The 14,744-nt window shown below is 64.3% G+C and carries 12 protein-coding genes; 6 read left to right on the forward strand and 6 right to left on the reverse strand.

Annotation, left to right across the window (positions count from 1 at the left end; all coding sequences use genetic code 11):
* Positions 1-63 precede the first annotated feature (63 nt).
* Positions 64-1,188, forward strand: a complete 1,125-nt coding sequence (locus CKW37_RS31005; RefSeq protein ID WP_095159913.1) for a methyltransferase — start codon at positions 64-66, stop codon at positions 1,186-1,188.
* A gap of 48 nt (positions 1,189-1,236) precedes the next feature.
* Here CKW37_RS31005 and CKW37_RS31010 read toward each other — a convergent pair whose 3' ends face one another.
* Genes CKW37_RS31010 through CKW37_RS31020 form a run of 3 tightly spaced genes read right to left on the reverse strand, consistent with a single transcriptional unit; the run spans position 1,237 to position 3,850 of the window.
* Positions 1,237-1,392, reverse strand: a complete 156-nt coding sequence (locus CKW37_RS31010; RefSeq protein WP_095159914.1) for a DUF2474 domain-containing protein — start codon at positions 1,390-1,392, stop codon at positions 1,237-1,239.
* 13 nt (positions 1,393-1,405) lie between these two features.
* Positions 1,406-2,413, reverse strand: a complete 1,008-nt coding sequence (cydB, locus tag CKW37_RS31015) for a cytochrome d ubiquinol oxidase subunit II (RefSeq protein WP_095159915.1) — start codon at positions 2,411-2,413, stop codon at positions 1,406-1,408.
* Positions 2,414-2,416: 3 nt separating this feature from the next.
* On the reverse strand, positions 2,417-3,850 hold the full coding sequence (locus CKW37_RS31020) for a cytochrome ubiquinol oxidase subunit I (RefSeq protein ID WP_095159916.1): 1,434 nt from the start codon (positions 3,848-3,850) through the stop codon (positions 2,417-2,419).
* Between the two features lie 380 nt (positions 3,851-4,230).
* Here CKW37_RS31020 and CKW37_RS31025 point away from each other — a divergent pair, with 380 nt between their 5' ends.
* From CKW37_RS31025 to trmA, 3 genes are all read left to right on the forward strand, one after another.
* Positions 4,231-5,463: an MFS transporter gene (locus tag CKW37_RS31025; RefSeq protein WP_095159917.1), complete on the forward strand. Its 1,233-nt coding sequence runs from the start codon at positions 4,231-4,233 to the stop codon at positions 5,461-5,463.
* A 204-nt stretch (positions 5,464-5,667) separates the two neighbouring features.
* Positions 5,668-6,963: an NCS2 family permease gene (locus tag CKW37_RS31030; protein ID WP_095159918.1), complete on the forward strand. Its 1,296-nt coding sequence runs from the start codon at positions 5,668-5,670 to the stop codon at positions 6,961-6,963.
* Positions 6,960-8,045 (forward strand): tRNA (uridine(54)-C5)-methyltransferase TrmA, encoded by a 1,086-nt coding sequence (gene trmA, locus CKW37_RS31035; protein ID WP_095159919.1) that lies wholly within the window; start codon positions 6,960-6,962, stop codon positions 8,043-8,045. Before CKW37_RS31030 ends, trmA begins: the two co-directional genes overlap by 4 nt.
* Positions 8,046-8,080: 35 nt before the next feature.
* Here the strand turns inward: trmA and CKW37_RS31040 are convergent, their stop codons facing one another.
* Positions 8,081-9,235, reverse strand: a complete 1,155-nt coding sequence (locus CKW37_RS31040; RefSeq protein WP_095159920.1) for an alkaline phosphatase family protein — start codon at positions 9,233-9,235, stop codon at positions 8,081-8,083.
* A gap of 163 nt (positions 9,236-9,398) precedes the next feature.
* On the opposite strand from CKW37_RS31040, the gene CKW37_RS31045 reads away from it, so the two are divergent.
* The gene (locus CKW37_RS31045; protein ID WP_095159921.1) at positions 9,399-10,259 is read left to right on the forward strand and encodes a shikimate dehydrogenase; all 861 of its coding nucleotides are present in this window, start codon (positions 9,399-9,401) and stop codon (positions 10,257-10,259) included.
* A gap of 33 nt (positions 10,260-10,292) precedes the next feature.
* On the opposite strand, the gene CKW37_RS31050 is transcribed toward CKW37_RS31045, so the two are convergent.
* The gene (locus CKW37_RS31050; RefSeq protein ID WP_095159922.1) at positions 10,293-10,961 is read right to left on the reverse strand and encodes a TetR/AcrR family transcriptional regulator; all 669 of its coding nucleotides are present in this window, start codon (positions 10,959-10,961) and stop codon (positions 10,293-10,295) included.
* A gap of 175 nt (positions 10,962-11,136) precedes the next feature.
* On the reverse strand, positions 11,137-13,053 hold the full coding sequence (gene quiC, locus CKW37_RS31055) for a 3-dehydroshikimate dehydratase QuiC (protein ID WP_095159923.1): 1,917 nt from the start codon (positions 13,051-13,053) through the stop codon (positions 11,137-11,139).
* A 288-nt stretch (positions 13,054-13,341) separates the two neighbouring features.
* Here quiC and CKW37_RS31060 point away from each other — a divergent pair, with 288 nt between their 5' ends.
* Positions 13,342-14,682, forward strand: a complete 1,341-nt coding sequence (locus tag CKW37_RS31060) for an MFS transporter (protein WP_095159924.1) — start codon at positions 13,342-13,344, stop codon at positions 14,680-14,682.
* Positions 14,683-14,744: the final 62 nt, after the last annotated feature.

Raw genomic sequence — 14,744 nt, forward strand, 5'->3', positions numbered from 1 at the left:
TGTCTGTCACCCCGCCTGCCCAGAGCAGCGCGGTGCACACCCATGCCCCAGAGCCCTCGTACCATGCCCCTGCTGAACAGCCCCTTTGCCGACCTCGACCTGATCCGCCAGCCCGAATACGCCAACGATCCCCTGCAAGCCTTCGATGCCGCCGACGAATACCTGCTGGAGCACCTGGCCGGGCAGGCGCTGCCCGCCAGCACGCGGGTGCTGGTGCTCAACGACAGTTTCGGCGGCCTGGCCATCAGCCTGCGGTCGCACTTCGCGGTGACCAGCAGCGGCGACTCATTCCTCGCCCGCCTGGGCCTGGAAAAGAATCTGCCGCGCAACGACCAGCCCTGGGACAGCGTGCCCTTCGTGCCGGCCAGTGAAGCCTGGCAAGGCCCGTTCGATCACGTTCTGGTGCGCGTGCCGAAGACCCTGGCCCTGCTCGAAGAACAACTGATCCGCCTGCAAGGCCAGTTGGCGCCGGGCGCGCGAGTAGTAGCGGGGGCGATGATCAAGCACCTGCCGCGGGCGGCCGGTGAATTGCTGGAAAAGTACATCGGCCCGATGCAGGCCTCGCTGGCCCAGAAAAAGGCTCGCCTGCTGATCGCCACCCACGAAGACAAGCCCCGCGCCGTCTCGCCTTACCCGAGCCGCTATCGCCTCGACAAGCCGGCGCTGGAACTGCTCAACCACGCCAACGTGTTCTGCCGCGAAGGGCTGGATATCGGCACCCGCGCCTTCCTGCCGCATCTGCCGAAAAATCTCGGCAGCGCCCGGGTCGCGGACCTTGGCTGTGGCAACGGGATCCTCGCCATCGCCAGTGCACTGGACAATCCACAGGCGCACTACACGCTGGTGGATGAGTCGTACATGGCAGTGCAGTCGGCGCGGGAGAACTGGCAGGCGGCGCTGGGCGAGCGCGATGTGGAGGTGCGCGCGGCGGATGGTCTGGCCGGGCAGCCGGAGGATTCGCTGGATATCGTGCTGTGCAACCCGCCGTTCCACCAGCAGCAGGTGGTGGGTGATTTCATCGCCTGGCGGATGTTCCAGCAGGCGCGGGAAGCGCTGGTCACCGGCGGTTCGCTGTATGTCGTCGGTAACCGCCACCTGGGCTACCACACCAAGCTGGCGCGGTTGTTCCGGGGCGTGGAACAGGTGGCGGCGACGCCGAAGTTCGTGGTGCTCAAGGCGCGCAAGTGATGCCGGCGATCGCGACGGTTCGCTGAACCGTCGCGACTAGCGGCAGGACTAGTGCGTGGTCAATCCCGCCGCACTCATGAACATCCGCATCAGCCACGCCACCACCGCGAGGGTCGCGACGCTGGCGGTCCAGATCAGCGCCAGCCAGCCGAGCCGCTGCCACAGCGGCTTTTTCTCGGCGTCGAAGGTGTCTTTACCGGTCATGTCCTGAACCCTCCTAGTGGTAGCCGTCTTCGTGGGTCACCTTGCCGCGGAACACGTAGTAGCTCCAGTAGGTGTAACCCAGGATGAACGGCAGGATGAACAGCGTGCCCACCAGCATGAAGCCCTGGCTCTGCGGCGGCGCGGCGGCGTCCCAGATCGAGATCGACGGCGGGATGATGTTCGGCCACAGGCTGATGCCCAGGCCGCTGTAGCCAAGGAAGATCAGCACCAGCGTCAGCAGGAACGGCGTGTAGTGCGCATTGCGCGCCACCGCCCGAAGCAGGCCGTAGAAGGTGACCATCACCAGCAATGGCACCGGCATGAACCACAGCAGGTTGGGCATGCTGAACCAGCGTTTGGCGATGTCCGGGTAGGCCAGCGGTGTCCACAGGCTGACCACGCCGATCACCGCCAGCAGCACCAGCGCCAGCGGCCGCGCCAGATTGTGCATCTGCTCCTGCAGCTTGCCTTCGGTTTTCATGATCAGCCAGGTGCAGCCGAGCAAGGCGTAGGCCACGATCAGCCCCAGCCCGCTGAACAGCGCGAACGGCGTCATCCAGTCCAGCGTGCCGCCGACGAACTGGCGGTCCACCACCTTGAAGCCCTCGATGAAGGCGCCCAGCGCCACACCCTGGAAGAAGGTCGCCACCAGCGAGCCGCCGATGAACGCCTTGTCCCACAGGTGGCGCTTGTCGGCCTTGGCCTTGAAGCGGAACTCGAAGGCCACGCCGCGGAAGATCAGCCCCACCAGCATCAGCATCAACGGCAGGTACAGCGCCGACAGCACCACCGCGTAGGCCAGTGGAAAGGCCCCGAACAGCGCCGCACCGCCCAGCACCAGCCAGGTCTCGTTGCCGTCCCAGACCGGCGCGACGGTGTTCATCATGACGTCGCGGTCGGTGTCGCCCTTGACGAAGGGAAAGAGAATGCCGATGCCGAGGTCGAAGCCGTCCATGACCACGTACATCATGATCCCGAAGATGATGACCACAGCCCAGATCAGTGGAAGATCAATACCCATGATTCAGTGTCCTTTGTTCAGGCTGGCGCCTTCTTCGTGATCGTCGTCGGCAGCCGACAACGGCCGCGCCGGGGTGCGTGGCTGGCCGGGTCCGCCCGGATTGGTTTCCTCGCCTTCGCCGGTCTTCGGCCCTTTGCGCACCAGGCGCATCATGTAGCCGAGGCCCGCACCGAACAGGGCGAAATACACCACCACGAATATCACCAGGGTGATCCCCAGTTGGGCGTAGCTGTGGTTGGACACACCGTCGGCGGTGCGCATCAGTCCGTAGACCACCCACGGCTGGCGACCGACTTCAGTGGTGAACCAGCCCGCGAGAATGGCGATCAACCCGGACGGGCCCATCCACAGGGTCAGGTAGAGGAACGGCCGCGAGCTGTACAACGCGCCGCGCTTGCGCAGCCAGACGCTCCACAGACCCACCGCGATCATCAGCATGCCGAGGCCGACCATGATCCGGAACGACCAGAACACCACCGTCGAGTTGGGCCGGTCTTCTGGCGGGAAGTCCTTCATCGCCGGCACCTGCTTGTCCAGGCTGTGGGTCAGGATCAGGCTGCCCAGCGCCGGGATTTCCAGCTTGAAGCGGGTGGTTTCGGCCTTCATGTCGGGGATACCGAACAGGATCAGCGGGGTCGGCTCGTCGCCGACGTTCTCCCAGTGGCCTTCGATGGCGGCGATCTTCACCGGCTGGTGCTTGAGGGTGTTGAGGCCGTGGAAGTCGCCGATCACCGCCTGGATCGGCGCGACGATCAGGGCCATCCACATGGCCATCGACAACATTTTGCGGATCGCCGGGTTATCGCGGCCGCGCAGCAAGTGCCAGGCCGCCGAGGCGCCGACGAAGAACGCCGTGGCGACGAACGCGGCCGTGGCCATGTGCATCAGGCGATAGGGGAACGACGGGTTGAAGATCACCGCCAGCCAGTCCACCGGGATCACCCGGCCATCGATGATTTCGTAGCCCTGGGGCGTCTGCATCCAGCTGTTGGACGCGAGGATCCAGAACGTCGAGACCAGCGTGCCGATGGCCACCATGACCGTGGCGAAGAAGTGCAGGCCACGGCCCACGCGGTTCCAGCCGAAGAGCATGACGCCGAGGAAACCGGCCTCGAGGAAGAACGCGGTGAGCACCTCGTAGGTGAGCAAGGGCCCGGTCACCGCGCCGGCAAAGTCGGAGAAGCGGCTCCAGTTGGTGCCGAACTGGTAGGCCATCACCAGACCGGAGACCACCCCCATGCCGAAGTTGACGGCGAAGATCTTCGACCAGAAATGGTAGAGATCGCGGTAGACGTTCTGGTTGGTTTTCAGCCACAGGCCTTCGAGCACCGCCAGGTAGCTGGCGAGGCCGATGGTGATGGCCGGGAACAGGATGTGAAAGGACACGGTAAACGCGAACTGGATTCGGGCGAGATCGAGTGCCTCTGATCCGAACATAGTGCTTCCTCTTTCAGGTAATCCGGCGTCAGGGTCCGTTGCCTTGGCGCCAACTGCCCCTACGGTGGTTGAGTGCGGCAAGTTGGAATTGTTCTGAAAACTTTCGCACCACAGGGATTTCGGCCCGAGGGCCCATCGCTGACGCATCGATCGTTGCAAAAACAACTATTGATCCAGATCAACGACAGGGAGAAAGGATAGTCGCGAAGACGCCGCGCGGTTGTGTGGTGCGTTGCCGCGTGACCGGTTGCCTCACCCCCCTTTACGAAAAGGTGAATCGGTGCGCTGACCGCACGACAACGGCGGGTTCTGCAACCTTTTGTTACAGCCCGGTGTTAACCTGCAACGCCCCTCCCCTCATGAAGGCCCGGCAGTCCGTCATGTCAGCACACGCCCCGTTGTTGCTTCGTCATCACCGTCCGTTTCTTTCGTTCTGGCTGGCCCGGGTATTCACCGCCAGCGGTTTCCAGATGCTCACCGTGGCCATTGGCTGGCACCTCTACCAGTTGACCGGCAACGTGCTGGACCTGGGCCTGGTCGGATTGGTGGAGTTCGCGCCGCGGGTGCTGTTCATGCTGCACACCGGGCATGTCGCCGACCGCTACGACCGCCGCCGCGTCGCCGCGCTGTGCCAGAGCCTGCAGGCGATGATCGCCCTGGCCCTGGCGATCGCCAGCACCACCGATTCGGTTAGCCGCGAACTGATCTTTGTGCTGGCTTTCCTGCTCGGCAGCGCCCGTTCCTTCGAGATGCCGGCGACCCAGGCGCTGCTGCCCAACGTGGTGCCCGCCGAGCTGTTCCCGCGGGCGGTGGCGGCGTCGGCCTCGGCGATGCAATCGGCGACCATCGTCGCGCCGGCGGCGGGCGGTTTTCTCTACGCCTTCGGCAGCGTCTGGGTGTACGGCCCAACGGTGTGCCTGTACGTGATCGCCTGCTGCCTGACCCTCGGCCTGACCTCGCGCCAGACCCCGCTGATCCAAGGCCGCGCCAGCCTGGAATCGCTGCTGGCGGGGATTCGCTTCATCCGCAGCCGCCCGGACATCCTCGGCGCCATCTCCCTCGACCTGTTCGCCGTGCTGCTCGGCGGCGCCACCGCGTTGCTGCCGGTGTTCGCCAAGGACATCCTGCTGACCGGGCCGTGGGGCCTGGGCCTGCTGCGTTCGGCGCCAGCGGTGGGCGCGCTGCTGATGTCCGTGTGGCTGGCGCGCTTCCCGGTGGAGCGCAAGGTCGGCCGGGTGATGTTCACCGCGGTGGGCGTGTTCGGCGTGGCGACCATCGCCTTCGGCCTGTCCACCTCGTTCTGGTTCTCCCTCGCGGTGCTGGCCGTGCTCGGCGCGGCGGACATGATCAGCATGGTGATCCGCAGCTCCTTCGTGCAGTTGGAGACCCCGGACGAAATGCGCGGGCGGGTAAGCGCGGTGAATGGCTTGTTCATCGGCGCGTCGAACCAGCTCGGCGAGTTCGAATCGGGGGTGACGGCGCACTGGTTCGGGACCGTGCCGGCGGTGGTGATGGGCGGCGTCGGGACGCTGATGGTGACGGGGCTGTGGATAAAACTGTTCCCGACACTGGCAGGAAGGGATCACATGCACAGCCGGCGCTCGGACACCTGAGTCGAGCGCCGTCGCTCTGGGGGGCCTCATCGCTGGCAAGCCCCCGCCCCGCCGGCGGTCCGGCGCATTACCCTCGGCCAGTCATGCTGGTATGATGCGCGGCTTTTTTCCGACCAGTAAAAATCACGGAAAGGCCGGGAGCTTTGTGCTTTTCTGACTGAGTCGACAATTTTTGGCGTCACATCGCGCCACGGGGAGCAGGGCATGCTGGAAAGGCTGTTTCAACTAAAAGCACACAACACCAATGTGCGGACCGAGATCCTGGCGGGCGTCACCACGTTCCTGGCCATGGCCTACATTCTCTTCGTCAACCCGAGCATCCTCGGCGAGACCGGCATGGACAAGGGCGCGCTGTTCGTCGCCACCTGCCTGGCCGCGGCCATCGGCTCGACCACCATGGGCCTGATCGCCAACTACCCGATCGCCCTGGCGCCGGGCATGGGCCTGAACGCCTTCTTCACCTACACCGTGGTGCTGCACCTGGGCCACACCTGGCAGGTGGCGCTGGGCGCGGTGTTCATCTCGGCGGTGATGTTCTTCCTGCTGTCGATCTTCCGTATCCGCGAATGGATCGTGAACAGCATCCCGCTGCCGCTGCGTTCGGCGATCGCCGCCGGTATCGGCCTGTTCCTGGCGCTGATCGCCCTGCATAACGCGGGCATCGTCGTCGATAACCCGGCCACCCTGGTGGGTTTGGGCGACCTCAAGCAGCCGGCGCCGATCCTCGCCATCCTCGGCTTCTTCCTGATTGTCGCGCTGGAAGCGCTGAAGGTCCGTGGCGCGGTGTTGATCGGCATCCTCGCCGTGACCATCGCCTCCATCGCCCTGGGCGTCACGCCGTTCGAAGGCGTGGTGTCGATGCCGCCGTCGCTGGCACCGACCTTCCTGCAACTGGACATCAAGGGCGCGCTGGACGTTGGCCTGATCAGCGTGATCTTCGCCTTCCTGTTCGTCGACCTGTTCGACAACTCCGGCACCCTGATCGGCGTCGCCAAGCGCGCCGGCCTGATGGGCAAGGACGGCCATATGCCGAAAATGGGCCGTGCGCTGATCGCCGACAGTACCGCCGCCATGGCCGGTTCGCTGCTGGGCACCTCGACCACCACCAGCTACATCGAGTCGGCAGCGGGCGTCAGCGCCGGCGGCCGCACCGGCCTGACCGCCATCGTCGTCGCCATCCTGTTCCTCCTGGCACTGTTCTTCGCGCCGCTGGCGGGTAGCGTGCCGGCCTTCGCCACCGCGCCGGCGCTGCTGTTCGTCGCCGTGCTGATGGCCTCGGGCCTGGCTGAAATCAACTGGGACGACATCACCGAAGCCGCACCCGTGGTGATCACCGCCCTGGCCATGCCGCTGACCTACTCCATCGCCAACGGCATCGCCTTCGGCTTCATCTCCTGGACTGCGATCAAGCTGCTGTCGGGCCGCCGTGGCGACCTGAACCCGGCGCTGGTGATCCTTTCCATCCTGTTCGTCATCAAGCTGGGCTGGTTCAACGCATGAGTGCTGTCTTCGACCCTTCCACCTACGACCAGCAAATCGCGGCCAAGGTCGAGCGCCTGCGCGAGTTGCTGGCGCCGTTCGACGCGCCGGAACCGGCGGTATTCGACTCGCCGCGCGAGCACTACCGCCTGCGCGCCGAGTTCCGCCTGTGGCGCCAGGACGGCCAGCGCCATTACGCGATGTTCGCGCCAGGGGAGAAACACACGCCGATCCTGATCGACGACTTCCCCATCGCCAGCCTGCGGATCAACGAGCTGATGCCACGCATGAAAGCCGCGTGGCAGGCCAGCGAGGCGCTGAGCAACAAGCTGTTCCAGGTGGAGTTCCTCACCACCCTGGCCGGCGACGCGATGATCACCTTGTGCTACCACCGCCCGCTGGACGCAGAGTGGGAGGCAGCGGCGCAGCAACTGGCCGCCGATCTGGGCACGAGCATCATTGGTCGCTCCAAGGGCAAGCGCCTGGTGATTGGCCGTGATTACGCGGTGGAAGAACTGCAGGTGGCGGGTCGCAACTTCCGCTACCGCCAGCCGGAAGGCGCGTTCACCCAGCCCAACGGCCAGGTGAACCAGAAAATGCTGGGCTGGGCCTTCGATGCGCTGGGCGAGCGTGAAGATGACCTGCTGGAGCTGTATTGCGGCAACGGCAACTTCACCCTGCCGCTGGCGACCCGGGTGCGCAATGTGCTGGCCACCGAGATCAGCAAGACCTCGGTGAACGCGGCGCTGCATAACCTGGACGACAACGGCGTGGACAACGTGCGCCTGGTGAGGCTGTCGGCCGAGGAACTGACCGAAGCGCTGAACGAGGTGCGGCCGTTCCGCCGCCTGGAAGGCATCGACCTGAAGAGCTACGCGTTCGGCAGCGTGTTCGTCGACCCGCCGCGTGCTGGCATGGACCCGGACACCTGCGAACTGACCCGGCGCTTCGACAACATCCTGTACATCTCCTGCAACCCGGAGACGCTGGCGGCCAACATTGCCCAGCTCAACGACACCCACCGGATCGAGCGGTGTGCGTTGTTCGATCAGTTCCCGTACACCCACCATATGGAAAGTGGGGTGTTGCTGGTTCGGCGGTGATCACGGTCGGGCCTGCTTTGCAGGCCCGACAGCTATCACGCCATCAACAACGGCACCAACTGATCCGCATCGGTCAATGCCCCATGGTGGCCTTGCCAACGACTGGCATCGCGCTCCACCTCGCTGCGAATGATCCCGCCATCCCCGGTGGGAATCACGATCAGATCGCCAATCCGCGCCTCCGCCTGGCTCAATACCACATCGCCGAACAGCCCGCTGCCAATCGCATCGGCCTTGCTCAACACCTGATAACCGTCTCCCAACCGTCCGCGCCAGCGCTCCTGCACCCGATCCTGATGGAGCCCGCCGGTGTAGACATGCCGTGCGCGAATATCCCCGGCCAGCGCCAGCACATCCTCCCGCAACCCCGGCTCGCGGTCGAAATCCACCACCGCGGCACTGTCCAGCGCCAGCATGCCGTGGTCCGCCGTCACCAGCAGTTGCGCGCCAGCGGGTAGCTGACGGTAGATGCTTTCGGCCAGCCGGTCGGCGTTGCGCAGTTGCACCAGCCACTGCTCGGTGCCAGGGCCGCAGAGGTGCCCGACAAAATCCAGGTCGCCGAAATAGGCAAAACAGAACGACGCCGCATCCAGCGTCAGGGCCTGACGCACCAGCGCCGGGTACGCCTCGTAGCCCGGCGCGCCGAGAATCTGCGCGCCTTTGTAGATCGCCCGGGTATAGGCGGAATCGGCAAAGCGTGCCGACATCACCGTACTGATCCGCAAGCCCTGTTCGGTGGCCTGCTCCCAGGCGGTCTGCGGAACGATGAACTGTTCGGGCGGCGGTGGCGCCGTGACCAGCCTTTCAGAGCCAAAGGGCGCGCAGGTCCAGCTCAGCGGTGAAAACTCAGTCCCGGCATCCAGGGCGAAGGTGCAGCCGACGATGCCATGAGCGCCGCTGCCCAGGCCCGAGGCCAACGCCGCCAGGCTTGACGCGGTGGTCGCGGGAAAACCGACGCGGAACACACCTTCCGGGCGCATCAGCGAAGCGAGAAACGGCGCATGCCGGGCGTGCTCCTGGAGCAGGTGCTGGCCCAGCCCGTCGATCAACAGCAGGCAGGTCGCGGGCGACGGCGCCAGACCGAACGGATTGCGAAAACCCTCCGCCCCCAGCCCCGACAGGATCGACTGGGTAAGACTGGCCAGCCCCGGCCACGTCAGTTCATCCGTCACTTGTGCTTGAAAAGCCATCCTTCGCCCCTCCTCCTCTGATGAACCACAAGGTTTAGCACAGCCTGTTCGATCAGCGAACACTTATGACACTGGCCGATTGATTCCTGTTAACCAACCGGTACATTTTAGCGGGACACTCCTCCCCGACTTTTTCCCAAGAACAACAACGGAGTCTTTACCGATGAATCTGGCCAAACCGCCCGGCATTCTCGCCGGCCTTATCGGCGCGGGCATCCAGGCCTCGCGCACCCCCGCGCTGCACGAGCACGAGGGCGCCGCCCAAGGCTTGAATTACCTTTACCGGTTGATCGACCTGGACCAGCTCAAGCTCGACAGCACGGCTCTTGAAGAACTGCTGACCGCCGCCCAGTACATGGGCTTCACCGGCCTCAATATCACCTTCCCGTGCAAGCAGGCGATTCTGCCGCTGCTCGATGAACTGTCCCCGGAAGCCCGCGGCATCGGCGCGGTCAATACCGTGGTGCTCAAGGACGGCCGCCGTATCGGCCACAACACCGATTGCCTGGGCTTCGCCGAAGGCTTCCGCCGCGGCCTGACGGATGTCTCGCGTCAGCGCGTGGTGCAGATGGGCGCCGGTGGCGCAGGCGCGGCAGTGGCTCATGCCCTGCTGAGCGAAGGCGTGGAACAACTGACGGTGTTCGATGTGGAAATCGAACGCGCCCAGGCCCTTGTGGATAACCTCAACCAGCACTTCCCGGCGGCCCCGGCGAAAGTCGGCCACGAACTGGAAAGCGCCATGGCCCAAGCCTGCGGACTGGTCAACACCACGCCGATGGGCATGGCCAAGCTGCCGGGCATGCCGGTGCCCAAGGCGCTGCTGCGGGCGGATTTGTGGGTTGCGGAGATCGTTTATTTCCCGCTGGAAACCGAACTGCTGCGCGAAGCCCGGGCGCTGGGCTGTCGTACGCTCAATGGCGGCACCATGGCGGTGTACCAGGCGGTCAAGGCGTTCGAGCTGTTCAGTGGCGTGCAGCCCGATCCGGAACGGATGACCGGGCACTTCCACAGCCTGGGTAACTGAGGACCATCGCGGGCCGCGCCCGCGATGAACACATCAGGCCTGCAGGTAACGCAGGACCGACTCGCAGATCATTTCCTTGTGCCGGGCCTTCACGGCCTGGTCCTCGAAATCGATCTGGAAGATTTCACCGAAGGTGTGACGGTTCGACACCCGGTAGAAACAGAACGAACTGATCAGCAGGTGCACATCCAGTGCATCCAGCCCCTCGCGGAACAACCCTTCGCTTGCCCCCCGAAGCAGAATCTCGTTCAGCGCCTTGAGCACCGTATTGTTCATCGAACGAATCGCCGAAGACTGCTTCACGAACTCGCCGTGGTGCATGTTCTCGTTGCACACGATGCGCACGAAATCGACATTGCGGTCGTGGTGATCGAAGGTGAATTCGATCAGCCGGCGGATGCCCTGGCGGGGCTCCAGTTCAGCAAGGTGGAGGTTGCTTTCGGTGCTGCGGATATCGCCGTAGAGCTTCTCCAGCACTTCGACGTACAACTGCTCCTTGCTGTTGAAGTAGTAATAGATCATCCGCTTCGAGGTCTGGGTGCGCTCGGCGATGGCGTCGACGCGCGCACCGGCCAGTCCCTGATGGACGAACTCGGTGATCGCCGCCTGGAGGATGTTCTCGCGGGTTTTTTCCGGATTGTTCTTGCGACCTTTGCGTGGCGCGGTTTCGGGCGCGACGTAAAGTGCTGGAGTGGTTGTCATACGCAGCTCATGGCCTTCGATTAACCGCGCAATTATGGGCCTCGGTTGCGTCAGAAGAAAGCCTTGCAGGTGTAGGGGATTTTGCATTGACCCCATCGCGAGCGAGCTCGCTCCTACAGCCGTAGGAGCGAGCTTGTCGGGGGCGCCGAACCGTCGCGATGTACGCTCAATCGAATCAGAGCTTGGCGTGCCGCAACCCGCCCGCCCGGGCCTTGGCCATCGCCGCCAGGCGCACCGCCACGTTCGCCGCGCCATACCCGGCATAACCATTGCGCCGCTGAATCACCTCGAAGAAGAAACGCTCCTCGAACGGCTCGGTGTAGACGTGGAACAGCTCGCCACCGTTGGCGTCGCGGTCATACAGCACGTTGTAGTACGCCAGCTCGCTGAGGAACTCGTCGTCGAAATCAAAACGCGCGGCGAGGTCGTCGTAGTAGTTCAGCGGAATGTCCAGCAGGGCCACGCCGGCTTCCTTGGCACGCTTGACCGCGGAGAAGATGTCCTCGCAGTCGAAGGCGATATGGTGCACGCCCGAACCACGGTAGTTGGACAGCGCATGGGAGATCGCGGTGTTGCGGTTCTCGGAGATGTTCAGCGGCAGGCGAATGGTGCTGCACTTGCTGCGCAGGGCGCGGCTCTTCACCAGGCCATACGGGTCGGGCAACACCACTTCGTCGTCAGCGGTGAAGTCCAGCAGGCTTTTGTAGAACAGCACCCAGTTATCCAGGCTGTCGGCCGGCAGGGCCATGGCCATGTGGTCGATGCGGGTCAGGCCGAGGCTGGTCGGTGCCGGCTGGCCGTTGAGGCTGAAGTCGGTGTCGTAGATGGTGCGGCCATCGACATCCTGGTCCACCAGGTAGATCAGGCTGCCGTCCGGCGCGCGCACTGCCGCCAGCTCACGCTCGTTCGGGCCGACCAGGCCGCGATAAGGCTGGCCGTGATAAGCCACGGCGCGGGCCAGGGCCTTGGCGCTGTCCTTGACCCGCACGGCCGTGGCGCACAGCGACGGGCCGTGGCTTTCGAAGAAGTTGTGGGCGAAGGAATAGGGCTCGGCGTTGAGGATCAGGTTGATATCGCCCTGACGCAGCAAGCTGACGTTCTTCGAACGGTGCTGGCCAACGCGGGCGAAGCCCAGTTGCTCCAGCCAGTTGCCGAGCTTGGCGCCCAGCGCGTCGTCCACGGCGAATTCAAGGAATTCGATGCCGTCGTAAGCGCCGACCGGTGGCGTGCTGAACAGCAGGTCCGGCTCGACGGCCACTTCGGGCGCGACCTGGGCCAGACGCTCGCGGGTCTTCTCTTCCAGGTACAGCAACGAGCGCAGGCCGTCGGCGGCGTTGGCCCGTGGCGGCGCGGCGCGGAATCCATCGTTGAAGATTTCCAGCGACAGCGGGCCGCGATAACCGGCCTGCAGGATCGGCGCGAGGAACGCCGGCAGGTCGAATTCGCCCTGGCCGGGGAAGCAGCGGAAATGCCGGCTCCACTCCAGCACGTCCATCGCCAGGATCGGCGCGTCGGCCATCTGCACGAAGAAGATCTTGTCACCCGGAATCTTGGCGATGCCGCTCGGGTCGCCTTTGATCGAGTAGGTGTGGAAACTGTCGAGAATCATGCCCAGGCTGCGGTGATCGGCCTCGCGCACGATGTCCCAGACCTGCTCCCACTGGTTGACATGACGCCCCCAGGCCAACGCTTCGTAACCGATGCGCAGGTCACGGGCGCCGGCACGTTCGGCCAGCAGGCGCAGGTCGTCCACCAGAATCTGCCGCTCGCCCAGGGCGTCGGCGGCGACGTTGCTGCAGACCAGCACCAGATCGGTGCCCAGTTCCTGCATCAGGTCGAACTTGCGCTCGGCGCGGTCGAGGTTGCGCGACAGACGGTCGCGGCGGCAGCCCTCGAAGTCGCGGAACGGCTGGAACAGGGTGATCGCCAGGCCCAGATCGGCGCAGCGCTGGCGGATCTCACGGGGGCTGCCGTCGTAGTACAGAAGGTCGTTTTCGAAAATCTCCACGCCGTCGAACCCGGCGGCGGCAATGGCTTCGAGCTTTTCTGGCAAAGTGCCGCTCAAGGACACGGTGGCAATCGAACGCTGCATCTTCAGTCTCCAACGGGCAGGCAGTGCCCCAACTGTGACGAATTATTGGCCGGCGCGGAAAACACCTCAACCAAAAGGTACGAACCGGTTAGTTTTGTGTGCGATTATCGCCCGAAATGCGCTGTGACGAATTGACCCTTTTTTGAGCAGTGCGCACCATTTCCAACCATGAAGCGGGTACTCATCGGCCACCTGACCGGGACGATCCTGCCAAGTAATCCACATGCACTACGTTTTCTTGCGTCACCCAGGCTCGACCCATAAACATAAAAATACGGGTAACCCACGATGATACAAAGCTCCAGCAATCCCGCAGCCCAGCCTCTGGGCAACACCCCGCACGCAGGAATGGGCGACAAGATCCGCGGCGCCATGGCCGTGGGCAAGACCCGCTGGGTCATGCTTGCCCTGGTGTTCTTCGCCACCACCCTGAACTACATCGACCGCGCCGCCCTCGGCGTCATGCAGCCCATCCTGGCCAAGGAAATGAGCTGGACGGCGATGGACTACGCCAACATCAACTTCTGGTTCCAGGTCGGCTACGCCATCGGCTTCGTGCTGCAGGGCCGCTTGATCGACAAGGTCGGCGTGAAGAAGGTGTTCTTCTGCGCCGTACTGCTCTGGAGCCTGGCTACCGGCGCTCACGGCCTGGCCACCTCGGCGGTCGGCTTCATGGTCTGCCGGTTCATTCTCGGCCTGACCGAAGCGGCCAACTACCCGGCCTGCGTCAAGACCACCCGCCTGTGGTTCCCGGCCGGTGAGCGCGCCGTCGCCACCGGTATCTTCAACGCCGGCACCAACGTTGGCGCCATGTTCACGCCGATGCTGCTGCCACTGATCCTCACCGTGTGGGGCTGGCAGGCCGCGTTCATGGCCATGGGCGCACTGGGTCTGGTCTGGGTCACCTTCTGGGGCCTGAAGTACTTCAACCCTGAAGAACACCCGACCGTGAGCAAAGCCGAACTGGCTTACGTCCAAGGCGAAGCCGAACCTGAGCAGAAAGGCGTGCCGTTCTCGCGCATCCTGCGTATGCGTGGCACCTGGGCCTTCGCCCTGGCCTACTCGATCACCGCGCCGGTGTTCTGGTTCTACCTGTACTGGCTGCCACCGTTCCTGAACCAGCAATACAGCCTGGGCATCAGCGTTACCCAAATGGGTATCCCGCTGATCGTGATCTACCTCAGTGCCGACTTCGGCAGCGTCGGCGGCGGCATCCTCTCCTCGTTCCTCATCGGACGCGGCGTGGCACCGGTCAAGGCGCGCCTGATGTCGATGGCCCTGTTCGCCGCCACCATCATCGGCGTGATCTTCGCCGCTGGCGCCAGCAGCCTGTGGATCGCGGTACTGGCCATCTCCCTGGCGATCGCCGCGCACCAGGCCTGGACCGCCAACATCTGGAGCCTGGTGATGGACTACACGCCCAAGCACATGATGAGCACGGTGTTCGGCTTCGGCGGCATGTGCGCGGCCATCGGCGGCATGTTCATGACCCAGATCGTCGGCTACGTGCTGACCGTCACCAACAACAACTACAGCATCCTGTTCACCATGATCCCGGCGATGTACTTCATTGCCCTGACCTGGATGTACTTCATGGCACCGCGCAAAGTGCCTAAAGTCGACATCTGATTCCTCCGCAACATGACGCGGGGCCTGCCCTCTCCGGCAACGGAGCGGGGCCGGCCCCGCGG

Source organism: Pseudomonas sp. Irchel 3E13, assembly GCF_900187455.1.
Taxonomy (GTDB): Bacteria; Pseudomonadota; Gammaproteobacteria; order Pseudomonadales; family Pseudomonadaceae; genus Aquipseudomonas.

Coding starts and splice junctions, on each gene's coding strand:
- CKW37_RS31045 (WP_095159921.1), top strand. CDS start 9,399: ATGAATCTGGCCAAACCGCCCGGCATTCTCGCCGGCCTTATCGGCGCG.
- CKW37_RS31050 (WP_095159922.1), bottom strand. CDS start 10,961: ATGACAACCACTCCAGCACTTTACGTCGCGCCCGAAACCGCGCCACGC.
- CKW37_RS31040 (WP_095159920.1), bottom strand. CDS start 9,235: ATGGCTTTTCAAGCACAAGTGACGGATGAACTGACGTGGCCGGGGCTG.
- CKW37_RS31025 (WP_095159917.1), top strand. CDS start 4,231: ATGTCAGCACACGCCCCGTTGTTGCTTCGTCATCACCGTCCGTTTCTT.
- CKW37_RS31010 (WP_095159914.1), bottom strand. CDS start 1,392: ATGACCGGTAAAGACACCTTCGACGCCGAGAAAAAGCCGCTGTGGCAG.
- quiC (WP_095159923.1), bottom strand. CDS start 13,053: ATGCAGCGTTCGATTGCCACCGTGTCCTTGAGCGGCACTTTGCCAGAA.
- CKW37_RS31060 (WP_095159924.1), top strand. CDS start 13,342: ATGATACAAAGCTCCAGCAATCCCGCAGCCCAGCCTCTGGGCAACACC.
- CKW37_RS31020 (WP_095159916.1), bottom strand. CDS start 3,850: ATGTTCGGATCAGAGGCACTCGATCTCGCCCGAATCCAGTTCGCGTTT.
- CKW37_RS31005 (WP_095159913.1), top strand. CDS start 64: ATGCCCCTGCTGAACAGCCCCTTTGCCGACCTCGACCTGATCCGCCAG.
- trmA (WP_095159919.1), top strand. CDS start 6,960: ATGAGTGCTGTCTTCGACCCTTCCACCTACGACCAGCAAATCGCGGCC.
- CKW37_RS31030 (WP_095159918.1), top strand. CDS start 5,668: ATGCTGGAAAGGCTGTTTCAACTAAAAGCACACAACACCAATGTGCGG.
- cydB (WP_095159915.1), bottom strand. CDS start 2,413: ATGGGTATTGATCTTCCACTGATCTGGGCTGTGGTCATCATCTTCGGG.